The following is a 17007-nucleotide window of genomic DNA, read 5'->3' on the forward strand; positions in this document are numbered from 1 at the left end:
AACGCAGGAATGATCCTGCGCACACTTGCTCCCCTGTCGCTGCTCCTGTCCACCGCCGCCCTGGCCCAGGCTCAGCCGGGAACCGCGCCCGAAGCCGTGTCCCAGGCCCGCCTGCGGGCTGACGTCGATCGGCTGGTCGGCTTCGGCACGCGGCATACCCTGTCGAGTCAGACCGATCCCAAGCGCGGTATCGGCGCTGCCCGCACCTGGGCCGAGGCCGAGCTGCGCAAGACCAGCAAGGCCTGCGGCAACTGCCTTGAGATCACGCTGCCCGAGAAGATGGTGTCGGGCAACCGCATCCCGACCCCGGTGCGACTGGTCAATGTCGTGGCGATCCAGCGCGGCACCGAGCGGCCGAACGAGGTCGTGATCGTCCAGGCACACATCGATTCGCGCCGCACCAATGAAATGGACTTCACCGGCGATGCCCCCGGCGCCAACGACGACGGCTCGGGCACCGCGCTGGTGCTCGAGGCGGCGCGGATCCTGTCGCGGCAGCGCTTTCCCACCACGATCGTCTATGCCGTGCTGAGCGGGGAGGAGCAGGGACTCTACGGCGGGCGCCTGCTGGCGGAGTATGCCAAGGCCCAGGGCTGGACCGTGAAGGCTGTCCTCAACAACGACATCGTCGGCAATTCGCGCGGGTCCGACGGTTATGTCGACGATCGCCACGTGCGGGTGTTTTCCGAAGGGCCGCGCGCCGATCTCGACGAGAAGACCCGCAAGGCGCAGCGCGCCTATGGCGGCGAGAACGACAGTCCGAGCCGAAACCTGTCGCGCTACATCGCCACGCTCGCCGGGCAGCGCAGCGATGGCTTCGCGGTGCGCCAGGTGTGGCGAGCAGACCGGGCCGGCCGGGGAGGCGACCATCTGCCGTTCGAGGAGTTCGGCTATCCGGCGATCCGCTTCAGCGTGGCGGTGGAGGACTTTCATCGCCAGCACCAGGACGTCCGGGTGGACAACGGGACACCGTACGGCGACCTGCCCGAAGCCATGGACTTTCCTTATCTCGCCCGCGTGACAGAGCTTAACATCGCCGCCCTTGCAGCCCTGGCGCGCGCGCCGATGCCGCCGGTCGCCAAGGCCGACTTTGCGGTGAAGACCTACACCGACCTGAACTGGACCCCGGTGGCCGGAGCGGCGCGCTATGCGATCTGGCGCCGCCGCACCGATGCCGCGACCTGGCAGGGCGATCCCGTGCTGGTCGACGCCCCCGCCACGACCACCCGGTTCGAGGGCTTGCGCGGCGACGACTGGGTGTTCGGGGTCAGCGCGCGCGCCGCCGATGGCAGTGAAAGCCCGATTGCCTCGGCCCTGCCGGGCGGCCAGTTCACCCCGCTCGCCCCCTGAGCACGGGCATTCCCGGCATCCGCCGGGCACAGGGCGGATTGTCTTCGCGCCACTTTGCCCCCAAGGACGGCGGAACATGGCCAAACCTCCTCTCCGCAAACCCCGGCTGCCGCAAGGTCTGCCGAGCCGGCAGCAGATCCTTGACTTCATCGCGCAGTCCGATGAACCCGCCGGCAAGCGCGAGATCGCCCGGGCCTTCGGGCTCAAGGGCAACGAGAAGATCCAACTCAAGGCGCTGCTGCGCGACATGGCCGACGAGGGCCTGATCGACGGCAACCGCACCGCCTTCCACCGCATGGGCGGGGTGCCGCGGGTTACCGTGCTGCGCGTGGTGGAGATAGACGAGGGCGAGGCTATCGCCATCCCCGCCACCTGGCAGCCCGACGATGCCACCCCGCCACCCCGACTGCGGCTGATCGAAGGCAAGGGACGCGGGGCTGCGCGCGCACCGGCGCTTCGGCCCGGTGACCGGGTGCTGGCGCGGACTGAGGAGGCCGGCAGCGGCTGGATCGCCCATCCGATGAAGAAGCTCGCCACCGAGGACGAGCAGGTGCTCGGCGTGGTCGAGATCGACGGCGCCGGCAAGGGCTGGCTCGCCCCCGTCGACAAGCGGGTGCGCAACGCCGTGCCGATCTCCGATCTCGGCGGCGCGGAGGCGGGCAACCTGGTGCTGGCCGAGCCGGCCGGGCGCAGCCCGCGCGCAGGGGTGAAGGTGACCGCCGTGCTGGGCGATCCGCTGGCCCCCCGGGCCTTCAGCCTGATCGCGATCCACAAGCACGGCATTCCGCACGTCTTCACGCGCGAGGTGCTTGATGAGGGCGAACGGGCCGCGCGGCTCCCGCTCAGCGAGGCCCGCCGCGAGGATCTGCGCCACCTGCCGATCGTGGCGATTGACCCCTCTGACGCGCGCGATCACGACGACGCGATCTGGGCCGAACCCGATGGGGAGGGCGGCTTCCGCGCGGTGGTGGCGATCGCCGACGTCAGCTTCTACGTACGGCCGGGCTCGGCGCTCGACCGCGAGGCACGCAAGCGCGGCAACTCGGTCTACTTCCCCGATCGGGTGGTGCCGATGCTGCCCGAGGTGCTCTCGGCCGACGTCTGCTCGCTGCGCAGCGGCGAGGACCGCGCCGCTATGGCCTGCCACCTCGCGATCGACAGCCATGGCCGGATCCGGGACTTCCGTTTCAGCCGCGCGCTGGTGCGGATCGCCGAGGTGATCGCCTACGAGGAGGCACAGGCCCGGATCGACGAGGATCGCGCCGAACCGCACCTGCAGCACCTGTGGGAGGCCTGGCGCCTGCTGAGCAAGGCCCGCGACGCGCGCGACCCGCTCGAGCTGGACCTGCCCGAACAGCGCGTGAAGCTGGACGAGCAGGGCCGGATCACCGAGATCGCGGTGCGCGAACGGCTGGATGCACACCGGGTGGTCGAAGACTTCATGATCGCTGCGAACGTGGCGGCGGCCAAGGCGCTGGAAAGCCGCACCGCCCCGGTGGTCTACCGCATCCACGAGCCGCCGAGCCGCGAGAAGCTGGTCGCGCTCAAGGACTATCTCGCCACCTTCGGACGCAAGCTGGCGCTTGGGCAGGTCATCACCCCGGGCCTGTTCAACCGCATGCTCAAGGACATTGCCGATGACGCCGAGAAGGCGCTGGTCATGGAAGCCGTGCTGCGCAGCCAGACCCAGGCCTATTACGGCCCGCGCAATGCCGGGCACTTCGGCCTGTCACTCGGCTCATACGCCCATTTCACCTCGCCGATCCGGCGCTATTCCGACCTGCTGATCCACCGCGCACTCGTGGATGGCTTCGCGCTCGAACAGCCGGCGCCCGAGGCCCCGCTGCCGGCGCATTCCGGGCTGTCCGAACGCGATCGCAGCGATCTCACCCGGATCAGCGAGGCGATCAGCGCCGCCGAACGCCGGGCGATGATGGCCGAACGCGAGACGATTGACCGCTACGTCGCCGCCTGGCTCTCGGCCCGGGTGGGCCAGGTGTTCCGGACCCGGATTACCGGCGTGCGCAGCTTCGGGTTCTTCGCCACGATCGTGGGGCTTGGCGGTGACGGACTGGTGCCGGTCTCCACTCTGGGTGACGAGCATTTCGGCTATGACGAGAAGGCTCAGGTGCTGGAGGGCAGCCAGAGCGGGGTGCGCTATGCGGTCGGGCAACTGCTCGAGCTGAGGTTGGCCGAAGCCAACCCGCTGACCGGAGCGCTGAAGTTCGAGCTGGTCGACGGCGGCGGCCGGATCGAACCACGCGGGCGGCCAATGGCCAGCAAGACCCGCGGCGGACACCTCGTCGGGCGGCGCGGCCGGCCGGCGAACATCCGCCATCAGGGCAAGCGGCGCTAGCGGCGCTAGCCCTTGCGAAAACGCTGCACCGGCCCTGTGCCAGGGTCATTGATCCGGCGACCAACGCAGGGGGACAGTCTCAGCTGAGATCGTCTAGCCGGTCCTCGTCGAGCGAAGGCGGTACGATGTAGAGCGGGCAGGGCAGGGTGCCGATGCCATTCCCGGCGAACCAGGTGACCAGGGGGCCCGGCGCTCCGTCGGTGCCGGCCCCCAGCACCAGCGCCGCCACTTCGGGATGCTCCGCCAGATAGTCAGTCACGACCCGGATCGCCTCACCCCGGCGCACCGCGATCACCGGCATCCTGCCGCTTTCCGAAAAGACGTCGCCCGCCAGAGCCGTCACCAGGGTCTCGGCTCGGGCATGGGCCTCCTCGGCAATGGTCGCCTGGACGCCGCCGAAGGCTACGAACTCCTGGCGCGGGACAAGGGCCAGAAGATGCAGCGCACCACCGGTCTTGGCGGCGCGGCGCGAGGCAAAGCGCAAAGCGGCCCGAGCCTCCTCCGTTTCGTCAAGAACAACCAGATAGGTTCTCATTCGACCCTCTCAACGTATTCAAATCGCCAATTCGGTTATTTGCACGCAATATCGCTTGCGTTCCTGCCTCATCCGCTGGAACAATCAGCGGTAAGCCGAGACCACTTCAGCAACCGGGAGCCAGAGCGCCGCGATGCCTATCGAGATCAAGATGCCCGCCCTTTCGCCCACGATGGAGGAGGGTACGCTCGCCAAGTGGCTGGTCAAGGTCGGAGATAAGGTCGGACCCGGCGACATCCTGGCCGAGATCGAGACCGACAAGGCCACCATGGAGTACGAGGCCGTCGACGAGGGCACGATTGCCGCCATCTCCGTCGCCGCAGGGACCGCCGGGGTCAAGGTCGGTGCCGTGATCGCCACGCTGGCCGCCGAGGGCGAGGATGCGGCGGCCCCGTCCAAGCCTGCCTCGCCCGCTCCCCAGCCCGCTGCTGCTTCGGCACCGGCCGCCGCCAAGGCCCCGGCCGCGGCTGCCGCACCCGTTGCGGCGGCGCCAGCAGCCGGCGGCAAACGCAAGGCCGCCTCGCCGCTGGCGCGCCGGCTTGCCGCCGAGAAGGGCATCGATCTGGCGGGCGTAACCGGCACCGGCCCCAACGGCCGCATCGTCCGCGCCGATGTCGACGCGGCCAAGGCAGGCTCGGCTGCAGCGCCGACGGCCGCCGCTCCGGCCAAGGCCTCGGCATCCGCGCCGGTCGCTGCGCCAGCCCCGGCTGCGGTGGCACCGGCCGCCGCTTCGACCGCCGCCCTGCTTGACGACCGCATCCCGCACAGCATCCAGAAGCTGTCGAACATGCGCAAGACCATCGCCAAGCGGCTCACCCAGTCGATGCAGCAGGCGCCGCACATCTACCTCACGGTGGACGTCCAGCTCGACAAGCTGCTGGCGCTGCGAACCGAGCTCAATGCCGCGCTTGAGAAGGACGGGGTCAAGCTCTCGGTCAACGACATGCTGATCAAGGCACTGGGCCGCGCCCTGCTGCGTGTGCCCGAATGCAACGTGACCTTCGCCGGGGACGAGATGATCCGCTACGAGCGGGCCGACATCTCGGTAGCGGTAAGCATCCCCAACGGTCTCATCACCCCGATCGTCCAGGACGCCAGCGGGCGCAGCCTCAGCTCCATCGCAACGGCGATGAAGGACCTCGGCCAGCGCGCCAAGGAAGGCAAGCTGCAGCCTGGCGAGTATCAAGGCGGCACGGCCAGCATTTCGAATATGGGCATGATGGGGATCAAGCACTTCACCGCCGTGATCAATCCGCCCCAATCGACCATCCTGGCGGTCGGCGCGGGCGAGAAGCGGCCGTGGGTGATGGGCGATGGCTCGCTCGGCGTGGCCCAGGCCATGACGGTGACCGGCAGTTTCGATCACCGCGCGGTCGACGGGGCCGACGGGGCGCGGCTGATGGCGGCGTTCCGCGAACTTGTGGAAGCCCCGCTGGCGCTGCTGGCCTGACGCAAGTGAGGGTTGGTCGTCGCCAGCCTTCGTGGCACCCCGGGGGTGCGGGAGCCGGGATCGCGGGCCGCTGGCCCCCAAACCGGATAAGGCCGCCGCGGCCCCTTGAGGGCCGGCCGGCGGAATTGGGATTTCAGGAGAACAGACAAAGTGGCTGACCAGTATGATGTGATCGTCCTCGGTTCGGGCCCCGGCGGCTATGTCGCGGCGATCCGCTGTGCCCAGCTCGGGCTCAAGACCGCCATCGTCGAGCGCGAGAGCCTCGGCGGGATCTGTCTCAACTGGGGCTGCATCCCGACCAAGGCGCTGCTGCGCTCGGCGGAGGTGCTGCACCAGATGAAGCACGCCAAGGACTACGGCCTGGCTGCTGACAACATCACCGCCGATCTCCAGGCGATCGTCGCGCGTTCGCGCGGGGTGGCCAAGCAGCTCAACATGGGCGTGACCGGCCTGATGAAAAAGAACAAGATCACCGTCCACATGGGGGCCGGCAAGCTGGTCGGCCCGGGCAAGCTGGAGGTGACCGGCGACAAGGGCAGCGAAACGCTCAGCGCCAAGCACATCATCATTGCCACCGGCGCCCGCGCGCGCGAGCTGCCCAAGGCCCCGTCGGATGGCAAGCGGATCTGGACCTACCGCCACGCAATGACCCCGGGCGAACTGCCCGGCAAGCTGCTGGTCATCGGCTCGGGCGCGATCGGGATCGAGTTCGCCTCCTTCTACAACGACCTTGGCGCCGAGGTTACCGTGGTCGAGATGATGGACCGGATCGTTCCGGTGGAAGATGCCGACATCTCGGCCTTCCTCGAGAAGGCCCTGACCAAGCAGGGCATCCGCATCCTCACCCAGGCCAGCGTCGGCGACATCGCCAATGGCCCCGATGGCGTGAAGGTGGCGATCAAGGACAAGAGCGGCGCGACAACGACCGAAACGTTCAGTCACGTCATCGTCGCGGTGGGCATCGTCCCCAACGTCGAGAACATCGGCCTGGAAGAGCTGGGGATCGAGCCCGACAAGCGCTTCCACATCAAGGTCGACGGCTATGGCCGCACCAACGTCAAGAGCATCTGGGCGATCGGCGACGTGGTCGAGGGGCCCTGGCTGGCGCACAAGGCCAGCCATGAGGGTGTCACCACCGCCGAGGCCATCGCCCAGGAGCTGGGCAACACCGAGGTCCACCCCCATCCGCTTGACCGCCGCAACATCCCCGGCTGCACCTACTGCCATCCGCAGGTCGCCAGCGTCGGCCTCACCGAAGCCAAGGCCAAGGAAGCTGGCTACGAGCTGAAGGTTGGCAAATTCCCCTTCATCGGCAACGGCAAGGCAATCGCGCTGGGCGAGGCGGAGGGCCTGGTCAAGACCGTGTTCGACGCCAAGACCGGGGAACTGCTCGGCGCGCACATGATCGGCGCCGAGGTCACCGAGCTGATCCAGGGCTATGTCGTGGGCCGCACGCTGGAGACGACCGAGGCCGAGCTGATGCAAACCGTGTTCCCGCACCCGACGCTTTCGGAAATGATGCACGAAAGCGTCCTGCAGGCCTACGGCCGCGCGATCCATATCTGACCGCTCCGACCCGGCCGAATGGGGCGGCAGTGCCGCTTACGCGGCCGGGTCAGTGCTGTTCCTGTTGCAAACTCGGGTTTTTGCAGCCGTTCGGCCAGCGGGCTAGCCTGTGCGGGTGAGCGGTGTGGCAAAAGATCAACCCCACCGCACCCGCATCATTTCGTAGAACCGGATATCCTCCTGCAAGGTATCGCGGAGCCGGGACATGAGCTGGTGGTCCGCAACGATCTCGCCGCGCGTGACCGCGTGTCGGCCCGGCGTCCTGTTCAGATGGAGCTCGGCCGTGATGGGCTTCCCGATGATGGTCGAAAGCACCCGGGCCGTCCGCTCGCGCCGGTCGAAAAAGCCAGCATAGTCGAAGCGCCCCACGTCGTATCCACCGAAGTAGCTGTGCGACTGGCCGAAGGCTCGGATTTTGGCGGACAGGGTGGGATTCGAACCCACGGTGAGCTTGCACCCACGGCGGTTTTCAAGACCGCTGCCTTAAACCACTCGGCCACCTGTCCGCACGGTCAGTGGCGCTAGCGCGCAGCGGCGCGCTTGTCACCCCCGGCGCGGCGGGGACAACGCGATCATTGCGGCCGAATTTGCGCCGGCGCGCATTTGCAAGGCTGGCGGGCTGTGCAAAGACTGGCGCGATGACCCGGTCCTTCCCGTTTTTCCGCATGAGTGTGGTGAGTGCTGCTGCCCTGGCCCTGGGTCCGGCCATGGCGCAGCAGGGCACCGTCCCCGAACCGGAAGCCGCCATGGCCGATGCGCCGGGAACGGCCCTTCCGGCGCAGGCAGACAGTGCCTTCCGGGCCTATCTCCAGCTGCTGGCGGCGCGGGCGCGCGGCGAAGGCGTGAGCGAGCCGACGATCCAGGTGATGACCGCCGGGCTCACCCCAAACCCGCGGGTTATCGCGCTCGACCGCGCCCAGCCCGGTGCATCGCCCAGCACGATCCCGGCCTTCGCGCCCTATCGCCGCACTCATGTCGACGCAGCCCGGATCGGGGCAGGGCGGACGATGTACGCCAGCCTGGCAGGGCTCATCCCGCAGATCGAGGCGCGCTATGGCGTGCCCGCGCCGATCCTGCTGGCGATCTGGGGGCACGAGACCAATTACGGGCGCTACACCGGCGATTTCGACCTCGCCCGCTCGCTGGCCACGCTCGCCTACGAGGGGCGCCGCCGCGAGCTGTTCGCCGCGGAGTTCGTCGCGGTGCTCAAGATGGCGGACCAGGGTGTGCCGCGCAGCCGGCTGAAGGGCTCGTGGGCGGGGGCCTTCGGCAATCCGCAGTTCCTGCCCAGCATGTACCTGCGGCTCGCGGTCGATGGCGATGGCGACGGCCAGCGCGATATCTGGAGCAGCCGGGCCGACACGCTGGCCTCGATCGCCAACTATTTCCGCGATGCCGGGTGGCGTCCCGGGCAGCCGTGGGGGGTTGCCGCGAGCGTTCCGGCCGGGTTTGATCGCGCCGCGGTGGCGAGCCGGCTGACGGCGCCAGAGTGTCCGCGCGTCCATGCCCGCCACTCGCGCTGGCGCACAATCCGCGAATGGCGTGCCAGCGGGGTCACTCCGCTCGGCCCGATGGCCGACGACGTGCTTGCCAGCCTGATCGAACCTGATGGCCCGGGGCAGACCGCCTACCTGTTAACCGGGAATTATCGGGTCATCCTCGAATACAACTGCTCGAACTTCTACGCTTTGTCAGTGGGGTTGCTTGCAGATGAAATCGCGCGCTGACCGTTTTTCGCGGGGTCTGTTGACCACGATGGCCCTGCTGACCGGTGCGCTGCTGCCCGATGGCCCGGCGCTCGCCCGCGACAAGGCCCCGCCGCCGCCGGCAACCGGCCCTGCCGCCGACTACCCGATCGTGCTGGGCGCGCCCTTTGTAGTCGACGGGGTGACCTATACCCCGGTCGACGTGATGAACTACGACCAGGTCGGCTACGCCCTGATCGACCCGGCCGGCGGTGACCGGATCAGCCTGGCGCACCGCACGCTGCCGCTGCCGAGCTACGTCGAGGTGACTTCGCTGCGAACCGGCAAGACCATCCTGGTCCGGGCGGAACGGCGCGGGCCGATGACCGGGGCTGGGCTCGTCGCGCTTTCGCCCGCCGCGGCTGCACAGCTCGGCACCAGCGAGGCGCGCACGCCGATCCGCATCCGCCGGGTCAACCCGGCCGAGCCTGAGCGCGCCTTGCTGCGCGCCGGCCAGCGTGCTGCCGACCGGATGGACACGCCGATGTCGCTGGTCGGCGTATTGATGCGCAAGCTCGAACCGGCAGGGCAGCCTCCCGCACCGGCTGCGGCGCCAACCACTGCGGCGGTAGCCGCGCCAGCGCCAGCCTCAGCAGCCAAGCGGCCCGCGGTGATGCCGCCCAGCCTGAAGCCGGCGGCGGCGGCAGCGATCCCACCCGCTCCGAAGCCCGCCACCCAGCTTGCGCCGCAGCCTGTCGTCAAGCCGGTCGTGCCCATGGCTCCGCCCATCGCCCGTCCGGTCGCGTCGGCAGCACCGGTCAGCAGTGGGCCCTTCGTGGTCCAGGTCGGCGCCTATTCCAGCCGGACCAACGCGGCGGCCGTGGCGGCTCGCGTCGGCGGGGGGGTTAGCCCAGCCGGGCGCCTCTTCCGCGTGCGCATCAGCGGCCTCACCAGCCAGGCACAGGCCAGCGCCGCCCTCGCCAAGGTGCGGGCTGCGGGCTATACCCAAGCCCGAATCCAGCGCGCCGACTGATCGCCCCTCGGGCCCGGGCGGCGCGCCGCCGCATAGCCCGGAGCCACCTTGACCCGCACGCCTGCCGCCCTGCTGGCCACCACCCTGCTCGTTGCCGCGCTGCCGCTCGTTCCGGCTGACGGGCAGTTGCGGCCGCGGCCAGCCCCCGCGATGGCAACCCCCGCCGATCCGGCCATGGTCCCGCCCGAGGTCGCCGCCGTTCCGGTCGCCCTGCTGGTCGATCTTGGCTCGGGTCAGGTACTGTATGCCAAGGAACCCGACCGGCGCTTCGTTCCGGCCTCGATCACCAAGGTCATGACGCTCTACGTCGCCTTCGAGCTGCTTTCGCGGGGTCAGCTACGCCCAGATCAGGTCTTCCGGATGAGCGAGGGCGCCTACCGTCAGTGGCACGCGGTCGGCTCGACCATGTTCATCGACCGCGACCACCCCGTCACGGTCCATGACCTGCTGATGGGCATCGCCAACGTCTCGGCCAACGACGGCTGCGTGGTCCTGGCCGAAGGGGCGGCGGGATCGGTGCCCAACTGGCTCGCCCTGATGAACGCCGAAGCGCGCCGGCTGGGGATGAAGGACAGCCACTTCGGCACGCCCAACGGCTGGATGGATGAAGGGCAGACTTTCGTCTCGGCGCATGACCTGGCCGTGTTGGCCCAAGCCATGATTACCCGGCATCCCGATCTCTACCACGCCTATATCGGCCACCCGACGATGACGTGGAACGGCATCACCCAGCGCAACCACGATCCGATCCTGGGCAAGCTGGAAGGCGCGGACGGGATCAAGACCGGGTTCACCAATCAGGCCGGCTATGGCTTCCTCGGATCAGCCGAGCGGCAGAGCCGGAGGCTGGTCATGGTGATCGGCGGAGCCTACACCCCGAAGGATCGGGCGGGCGCCGCCGAGGCGCTGATGAACTGGGGCTTCGCGGCGTTCGACAGCCGTACCCTGTTCCCGGCAGGGGCCGTGGTGGGCACGGCGCAGGTGCAGGATGGCGAGGCACGCAGCCTCCCGCTGGTGGCCTCGGGCGCGATCTCGGCGGCCAGCCCCCGCGGCACGCGCGCACCGGTCCAGCTGCGGATCGTCTATGACGGGCCACTCGAGGCGCCTGTCCGCAAAGGTGATATCGTCGCCCAGCTTGAGATCACCGTCGGCGGTCAGGCGCCGCACCGGGTGCCGCTGGCCGCTGGCGCCGACGTGCCGCGTGCCGGTCTGCTGGCGCGGCTGCGGAACGGCGTGCTGGGCCTGTTCACGTGAGCGCTCCGGGGCGGTTCATCGCGCTCGAGGGCGGAGAGGGGGCCGGGAAGTCCACCCAGTGCCGCCTGCTGGCCGAGGCCCTGACGGCCCGTGGGATCGGCACGGTGGTCACGCGCGAGCCGGGCGGCACGGCGGGAGCCGAGACGATCCGCGGCCTGTTGCTCGGCACCGAGGGCGAGGGCTGGGGACCGCGCGCCGAGGCCCTGCTGTTCGCGGCCGCCCGCTCCGACCATGTCGAGCGCCTGATCCGCCCGGCCCTGGCCCGCGGCGAATGGGTCATCTGCGATCGCTTCGTGGATTCGAGCCGCGCCTATCAGGGCGGCGGAACGGCGCTCGGGGATGAAGATATCCTCGCGCTGCACCGTATTGGCAGCGGCGGGCTGCTGCCTGACACGACCCTGCTCATCGAGGTTATCCCCGAGGTAGCCGCTGTAAGGCTCGATGCCCGCGATCAGGGGCGAGCCGACCGCATCGGTGGCCGCCCTGCCGACTATCACGCCGGCGTTGCCGCGCGGTTTGCCCGGATGGCGGCGGCCGAGCCGGCGCGCTTTGTGCGGATCGACGGTAATGGATCCCCGGAGCAGACCCATGCCGCGGTCTTGCATGCGCTGGGGTTGGAGACATGACCGGGCTTATCGGCCACGCGGAACCGTGGCGCGAATGGCGCGCGGCACTGGCGTCCGGCCGCATGCACCACGCATGGATCCTGGCCGGGAGGCAGGGACTGGGCAAGGCAGGTTTCGCCCTGGCTGCCGCGCGCGAGCTGGTGGCCGAGCCCGGAGTGCCGCAGCCCGGGCTCCATCCCGACATCATCGTCCTCGAGCCCTTGCCCGCCAATGAGGATGAGGCGCGCAAGAGAGACGAGGGCAAGCCCTATGCCACCAAGCGCAACATCTCGGTCGATCAGGTGCGGCAGATCCAGCACCGCCTGACCACCCGGCCCACGCTCGGCACTCGCCGTGCGATCGTGATCGACCCGGCCGACGATCTTGAGAAGAGTGCGGTCAACGCCCTGCTGAAGAGCCTGGAGGAGCCGCCGGCCGGCTGCGTGTTCCTGCTGGTCACCCATCGTCCCGGCCGCCTGCTCCCCACCATCCGCTCACGCTGCCGGACCTTGCGCTTTCCCACCCTGACAGCCGCAGATCTGGGACCGCTGCTGGCGCGGCTGGCGCCGCGGGCCACCGAGGCGACCCGCGCTGCCGCGATCGCCGCTGCCGATGGCTCTCCCGGAGCTGCGCTAGGCTTTGTCGAACAGGAACTCGGAGCGCTCCACGCCATCATGCTGCGCCTGCTGCACGAAGGTGATGAGCACTTTGTGCTGCGCGGCGAACTGGCGGCCGAGATCGGCGCCCGCCCCGATCGCGAACGCCAGCTGGCCACGCTCGATCTGGCTCGGGCAGTGCTGGTGGAGTCGGTGTGCACCGCGCCGGGCCCACAGCAACCGCGGATCATCGAAGCCCACGCCGCGCTGGCGACACTCACCGCCCAGGCGCCGACCTACAATTACGATCCGGGGCTGCTCGCGATGGAAATCGGCGGGTTGCTCGTCTCGGCCGCGCTCCCTAGAGAAGCGGCCTGACACCTCCAGACAGGCCGGACATGGGCGAACCCTACTACATCACGACCGCGATCTCGTATCCCAACGGCAAGCCGCACATCGGCCACGCCTACGAGGCGATCGCCGCCGACGTCATCGCCCGCTTCCAACGGCTTTGCGGCCGTACCGTCCGGTTCCAGACGGGGACCGACGAGCACGGCCTCAAAATGGCCCAGAAGGCCCGCGACCTGGGGCAGACTCCGAAGCAGCTGGCCGATGAAATGTCACAACATTTCATTGATATGTGTGATGTTTTGAACGTCAGCTATGACGTTTTCATCCGCACCACCGAAGCGCGCCACCACCAGGCTTCGCAGGAGCTGTGGCGGCGTATGCAGGCGAATGGCGATCTCTACCTCGACCGCTACGAGGGGTGGTACTCGGTCCGCGACGAGGCCTATTACGACGAAAGCGAACTGACCGTCGGGGAAGGGGGGCAGAAGCTCTCGCCCCAGGGTACCCCTGTCGAATGGACAGTCGAGGAAAGCTGGTTTTTCCGTCTCTCGGCCTATGCTGAGCGGCTGCTCGGGCTCTATCGCGACAATCCCGGCTTCATCCAGCCCGAGAGCCGCCGCAACGAGGTGCTGCGCTTTGTCGAAGGCGGCCTGCGCGACCTGTCGGTCTCGCGCACCAGCTTCGACTGGGGGGTCAAGGTTCCCGGCAGCGAGAACCATGTCATGTATGTCTGGGTCGACGCCCTGACGAATTATCTCACCGGGCTGGGTTTCCCCGAGGAAACTTCGACGGTGGAGACCTGGTGGCCCGCCGATCTGCATCTGATCGGCAAGGACATCGTCCGGTTCCACGCGGTCTACTGGCCCGCTTTCCTGATGAGCGCGGGCCTGCCGGTGCCGCGCCAGGTGTTTGGCCACGGCTTCTTGCTCAACCGCGGGCAGAAGGAATCGAAATCTCTCGGCAATGTTACCGATCCGCTCGACCTGGCTGATCGGTTCGGGGTGGACACGCTGCGCTACTTCCTGTTGCGCGAGGTCGCCTTCGGGCAGGACGGGTCCTATTCGCCGGAGGCGATTGTCACCCGCGCCAATGCCGAGCTGGCCAACAGCTTCGGCAATCTGGTGCAGCGGGTCTGCTCCATGATCTTCAAGAACATGGACGGCGTGCTTCATGCCTTTGATGAAACTGAAGCCGATCGGACGCTGCGCCAGCTTGTGTCTGACGCCTGCCGCGTCGAACTGCCCCGCGAATTCGCCGCACTCAACTTCTCGGCCGGGATCGAGGCGTGGATGCGCGCCGTCTTCGCCTGCAACGCCTATATTGACGAGCAGGCCCCCTGGGCGCTGAAGAAGACCGATCCGGCGCGGATGGAAGCGGTGTTGCTCACCCTGTTCATGGCCATCCGCGACCTGACCATCGCGATCAGCCCGGTCGTTCCTGCTGCGGCTGGAAAGGTGCTGGACCAGTTGAGCATTCCGGCCAGTGAGCGCGATCTGGCGGCATTGGACGATCCGGCCTGGTTTGCCCGCCGCGTGGCCACAGGCGAGCCGCTGGGTCAGCCTGCCCCGGCCTTCCCACGGATCGAACTGCCCAGCGAGGACGCGGTGGCCTGATGCTGATCGATTCGCACTGCCACCTCAATTACAAAGGCCTGTGCGAGGATCAGTCGGGCGTACTGGCGCGCGCGCGGACGGCGGGGGTCTGCGGGTTCCTCAACATCTCCACCCGGCGCAGCGAATGGGCCGAGGTGATCGCCGTGGCCGAGCGTGAGCCGGATGTCTGGGCCAGCGTCGGCATCCACCCTCACGAGGCCGACCAGCACGCAGATCTCGGCGCCGAGGTGCTGCTCGGCGCGACCTGCCACCCGCGCGTGGTCGCGATCGGCGAGACCGGACTGGACTACTACTACGACCACTCGGATCGGCAGGTGCAGCAGGATCTGTTCCGGGTGCATATCGGCGTGGCGCGTGAGACCGGACTGCCGCTGATCATCCACACCCGCGACGCCGAGGAGGACACCGCCCGGATCCTGCGCGAGGAAATGGGGAAGGGGGCCTTCCCCGCCCTGATCCACTGCTTCACCGCCTCGGCCGAATTCGGTGCCGAGATGCTCGAACTGGGGCTGACCATCTCGCTTTCGGGGATCGTCACCTTCAAGAACGCGGTGGCGCTGCAGGACGTGGCCCGGACTGTTCCGGAAGATCGCCTGCTGGTCGAGACCGACGCCCCGTTCCTCGCTCCCGTCCCGCACCGGGGCAAGCCCTGCGAGCCCGCCTTCGTGGCCGATACCGCGCGCTTCGTCGCCGCCCTGCGCGGGACTACGCCAGAAGCCCTCGCGGCCACGACGACACGAAATTTTCACGCTTTGTTCTCCAAGGTCGGAGGGCAGGGCGCGTGAAGCTGATCATGTTGGGTTCGGGAACCTCGACCGGCGTGCCCCGGATCGGCGGTGCCGATGGCCGCGGCGACTGGGGCGATTGCGATCCGGCCGAGCCGCGAAACCGGCGCTCGAGGGTCTCGATCGTGGTCGAGAGCAAGGCCGGTGCACGCCTGCTGGTCGACACGTCACCCGATCTGCGCGCGCAGTTGCTGGCGAACGGGATCGACCGGATCGACGCAGTGTTCTGGACCCACGACCATGCCGATCACACCCACGGCATCGATGACCTGCGCCCGATGCGCTACGGCCGCGGGGCGCCATTGCCCGGTTATGGCCACGAAGAAACCGTCAGGCGATTGCGCAGCCGCTTCGGTTACGTTTTCGCTGGACAGCATGGCTACCACACCATCTGCACGATCGACACGCTCGACCGCCTGCGGCTGTGCGCCGGATTCGGCGTACGTTGGTGCCAGATGGACCATGGACCGGCGCAGAGCACTGCCTACCGGTTCGATGCCGACGGCCGCTCGATCGGCTATGCGACCGATTTCAGCGCGATCAACCGCGAGATGGTCGACCTGTTCGACGGTTGCGACCTTCTGGTAGTCGACTGCCTGCGCCGCGAGCCACATCCAACCCACGCGCATCTCGGCATGGCGCTCGAACTGGCCGCGGCGGCGCGGGTCGGCCGCGCGGTGCTGACTCACATGGATCGCTCGATGGACTATGCCGCGCTCGGCGCCGAGGTGCCCAGCCACGTGCTGGTCGGCTATGACGGGCTTGTGCTCGAGGCATGACCCCGCGGCTACCCGACGGCGATACGATCGTCGCGATGGCGGGCCTCGTCATGTCACTGTTCCTCGTCTCACGCAGCAGCGCGCTGCAGCAGTTGAGCGGCCAGCGGCGGGTTGTCTATGCGGTGGTGTGGGCCGTGCTGATCGGCGCGTTGGCGGCGCTGGCGGCCCGGTTCGGAGGCTAGGGCGCCCTATGCGCTCCCCCGTCCTTACCCCAGTCCAAATTAACATAATGTGCATTATCACAATAAAAGGTCCGCGACGATGACCCCACCCGCCGAGACACCCGCCCTGTCGCGTCTGCTAGCGATCATGGCGCGTCTGCGCGATCCGGAACGCGGCTGTGACTGGGACGTGGCGCAGACCTTCGCGACGATCGCGCCCTATACGATCGAGGAAGCCTATGAAGTGGCCGACGCGATCGAGCGCAACGACATGGCCGCGCTGCGGGACGAGCTGGGCGATCTGCTGCTGCAGGTCGTCTTCCACGCGAGAATGGCCGAGGAAGCCGGCCTGTTCGCTTTCGACGACGTCGCCGCCGCGATCGCCGACAAGCTCGAATACCGCCATCCGCACGTGTTCGGGACAGACACCACCGTGGAGCAGCCGCGTGAGGAGCGCTGGGAGCAGCTCAAGGCCGCGGAACGCGCCGCTCGGGGGGCGACATCGGCGCTCGCCGGGGTTGCCTTGGCACTGCCCGCGCTGATGCGCGCCGAGAAGCTGCAGAAGCGCGCAGCGCGGGTCGGGTTCGACTGGGAGGATCCGGCGGGACCAGCCGACAAGGTGCGCGAGGAGTTGGACGAACTGCGTGCTGCGGGATCGGATGCCGAACGCGTGGAGGAAGCCGGTGACCTCCTGTTCGCTGCGGTCAACGCTGTGCGGGTCTATGGCATCGCGCCCGAAGAAGCCCTGCGTGCGGCCAATGCCAAGTTCGAGCGCCGCTTCCAGGCCATGGAGGCGCTTGCCGGGCAGGACGGTGAGGATTTCGCCGCCCTGCCGATCGCCCGGCAGGAAGCACTCTGGCAGCGGGTCAAGGCAGCCGAGTAACCCGG

The 17007-nt window shown here is 68.5% G+C and carries 16 protein-coding genes and 1 tRNA gene; 14 read left to right on the forward strand and 3 right to left on the reverse strand.

Features of this window, described 5'->3' with window-relative positions:
• Positions 1-9: 9 nt before the first annotated feature.
• Together H7F53_RS09935 and rnr are read left to right on the forward strand one after the other, a co-directional pair.
• Positions 10-1350: a M20/M25/M40 family metallo-hydrolase gene (locus tag H7F53_RS09935; RefSeq protein WP_185679329.1), complete on the forward strand. Its 1341-nt coding sequence runs from the start codon at positions 10-12 to the stop codon at positions 1348-1350.
• A 76-nt stretch (positions 1351-1426) separates the two neighbouring features.
• Positions 1427-3706 carry a ribonuclease R gene (gene rnr / locus H7F53_RS09940; protein ID WP_185679330.1) on the forward strand — a complete coding sequence of 760 codons (2280 nt, stop codon included), beginning with the start codon at positions 1427-1429 and terminating at the stop codon, positions 3704-3706.
• 79 nt (positions 3707-3785) lie between these two features.
• On the opposite strand, the gene H7F53_RS09945 is transcribed toward rnr, so the two are convergent.
• Positions 3786-4241, reverse strand: a complete 456-nt coding sequence (locus H7F53_RS09945; protein WP_185679331.1) for a universal stress protein — start codon at positions 4239-4241, stop codon at positions 3786-3788.
• 133 nt (positions 4242-4374) lie between these two features.
• Here H7F53_RS09945 and H7F53_RS09950 point away from each other — a divergent pair, with 133 nt between their 5' ends.
• Positions 4375-5691, forward strand: coding sequence for a pyruvate dehydrogenase complex dihydrolipoamide acetyltransferase (locus tag H7F53_RS09950; protein WP_185679332.1), 1317 nt, complete (start codon positions 4375-4377; stop codon positions 5689-5691).
• A gap of 150 nt (positions 5692-5841) precedes the next feature.
• Positions 5842-7257 (forward strand): dihydrolipoyl dehydrogenase, encoded by a 1416-nt coding sequence (lpdA, locus tag H7F53_RS09955; RefSeq protein ID WP_185679333.1) that lies wholly within the window; start codon positions 5842-5844, stop codon positions 7255-7257.
• Between the two features lie 135 nt (positions 7258-7392).
• Here lpdA and H7F53_RS09960 read toward each other — a convergent pair whose 3' ends face one another.
• The gene (locus H7F53_RS09960; RefSeq protein ID WP_185679334.1) at positions 7393-7701 is read right to left on the reverse strand and encodes a hypothetical protein; all 309 of its coding nucleotides are present in this window, start codon (positions 7699-7701) and stop codon (positions 7393-7395) included.
• A tRNA-Ser gene (locus H7F53_RS09965) sits at positions 7674-7763 on the reverse strand. Before H7F53_RS09965 ends, H7F53_RS09960 begins: the two co-directional genes overlap by 28 nt.
• A 132-nt stretch (positions 7764-7895) precedes the next feature.
• Here H7F53_RS09965 and H7F53_RS09970 point away from each other — a divergent pair.
• The 10 genes from H7F53_RS09970 to mazG all read left to right on the forward strand — a co-directional run bounded on the left by H7F53_RS09970 (position 7896) and on the right by mazG (position 17002).
• The gene (locus tag H7F53_RS09970) at positions 7896-8984 is read left to right on the forward strand and encodes a lytic murein transglycosylase (RefSeq protein WP_379542878.1); all 1089 of its coding nucleotides are present in this window, start codon (positions 7896-7898) and stop codon (positions 8982-8984) included.
• Positions 8985-9012: 28 nt separating this feature from the next.
• A complete protein-coding gene (locus H7F53_RS09975) occupies positions 9013-9975 on the forward strand; it encodes an SPOR domain-containing protein (RefSeq protein ID WP_185679380.1) in 963 nt (320 codons plus the stop codon).
• A 48-nt stretch (positions 9976-10023) separates the two neighbouring features.
• A complete protein-coding gene (locus H7F53_RS09980) occupies positions 10024-11229 on the forward strand; it encodes a D-alanyl-D-alanine carboxypeptidase family protein (RefSeq protein WP_246438796.1) in 1206 nt (401 codons plus the stop codon).
• The gene (gene tmk / locus H7F53_RS09985; RefSeq protein ID WP_185679335.1) at positions 11226-11855 is read left to right on the forward strand and encodes a dTMP kinase; all 630 of its coding nucleotides are present in this window, start codon (positions 11226-11228) and stop codon (positions 11853-11855) included. The genes H7F53_RS09980 and tmk overlap by 4 nt, the downstream gene beginning before the upstream one ends.
• Positions 11852-12808 carry a DNA polymerase III subunit delta' gene (locus tag H7F53_RS09990; RefSeq protein ID WP_185679336.1) on the forward strand — a complete coding sequence of 319 codons (957 nt, stop codon included), beginning with the start codon at positions 11852-11854 and terminating at the stop codon, positions 12806-12808. Before tmk ends, H7F53_RS09990 begins: the two co-directional genes overlap by 4 nt.
• Before the next feature lie 20 nt (positions 12809-12828).
• On the forward strand, positions 12829-14394 hold the full coding sequence (gene metG, locus H7F53_RS09995) for a methionine--tRNA ligase (RefSeq protein WP_185679337.1): 1566 nt from the start codon (positions 12829-12831) through the stop codon (positions 14392-14394).
• Positions 14394-15179, forward strand: a complete 786-nt coding sequence (locus H7F53_RS10000; RefSeq protein WP_185679338.1) for a TatD family hydrolase — start codon at positions 14394-14396, stop codon at positions 15177-15179. Before metG ends, H7F53_RS10000 begins: the two co-directional genes overlap by 1 nt.
• Positions 15176-15958, forward strand: coding sequence for an MBL fold metallo-hydrolase (locus H7F53_RS10005; RefSeq protein ID WP_185679339.1), 783 nt, complete (start codon positions 15176-15178; stop codon positions 15956-15958). The genes H7F53_RS10000 and H7F53_RS10005 overlap by 4 nt, the downstream gene beginning before the upstream one ends.
• Entirely contained in the window at positions 15955-16140 is a 186-nt protein-coding gene (locus H7F53_RS10010; protein ID WP_185679340.1) for a hypothetical protein, read from the forward strand. Before H7F53_RS10005 ends, H7F53_RS10010 begins: the two co-directional genes overlap by 4 nt.
• A 79-nt stretch (positions 16141-16219) precedes the next feature.
• The gene (gene mazG / locus H7F53_RS10015; protein WP_185679341.1) at positions 16220-17002 is read left to right on the forward strand and encodes a nucleoside triphosphate pyrophosphohydrolase; all 783 of its coding nucleotides are present in this window, start codon (positions 16220-16222) and stop codon (positions 17000-17002) included.
• The last annotated feature ends 5 nt before the right edge of the window (positions 17003-17007 follow it).

This window comes from Novosphingobium piscinae (assembly GCF_014230355.1).
GTDB lineage: Bacteria > Pseudomonadota > Alphaproteobacteria > Sphingomonadales > Sphingomonadaceae > Novosphingobium > Novosphingobium piscinae.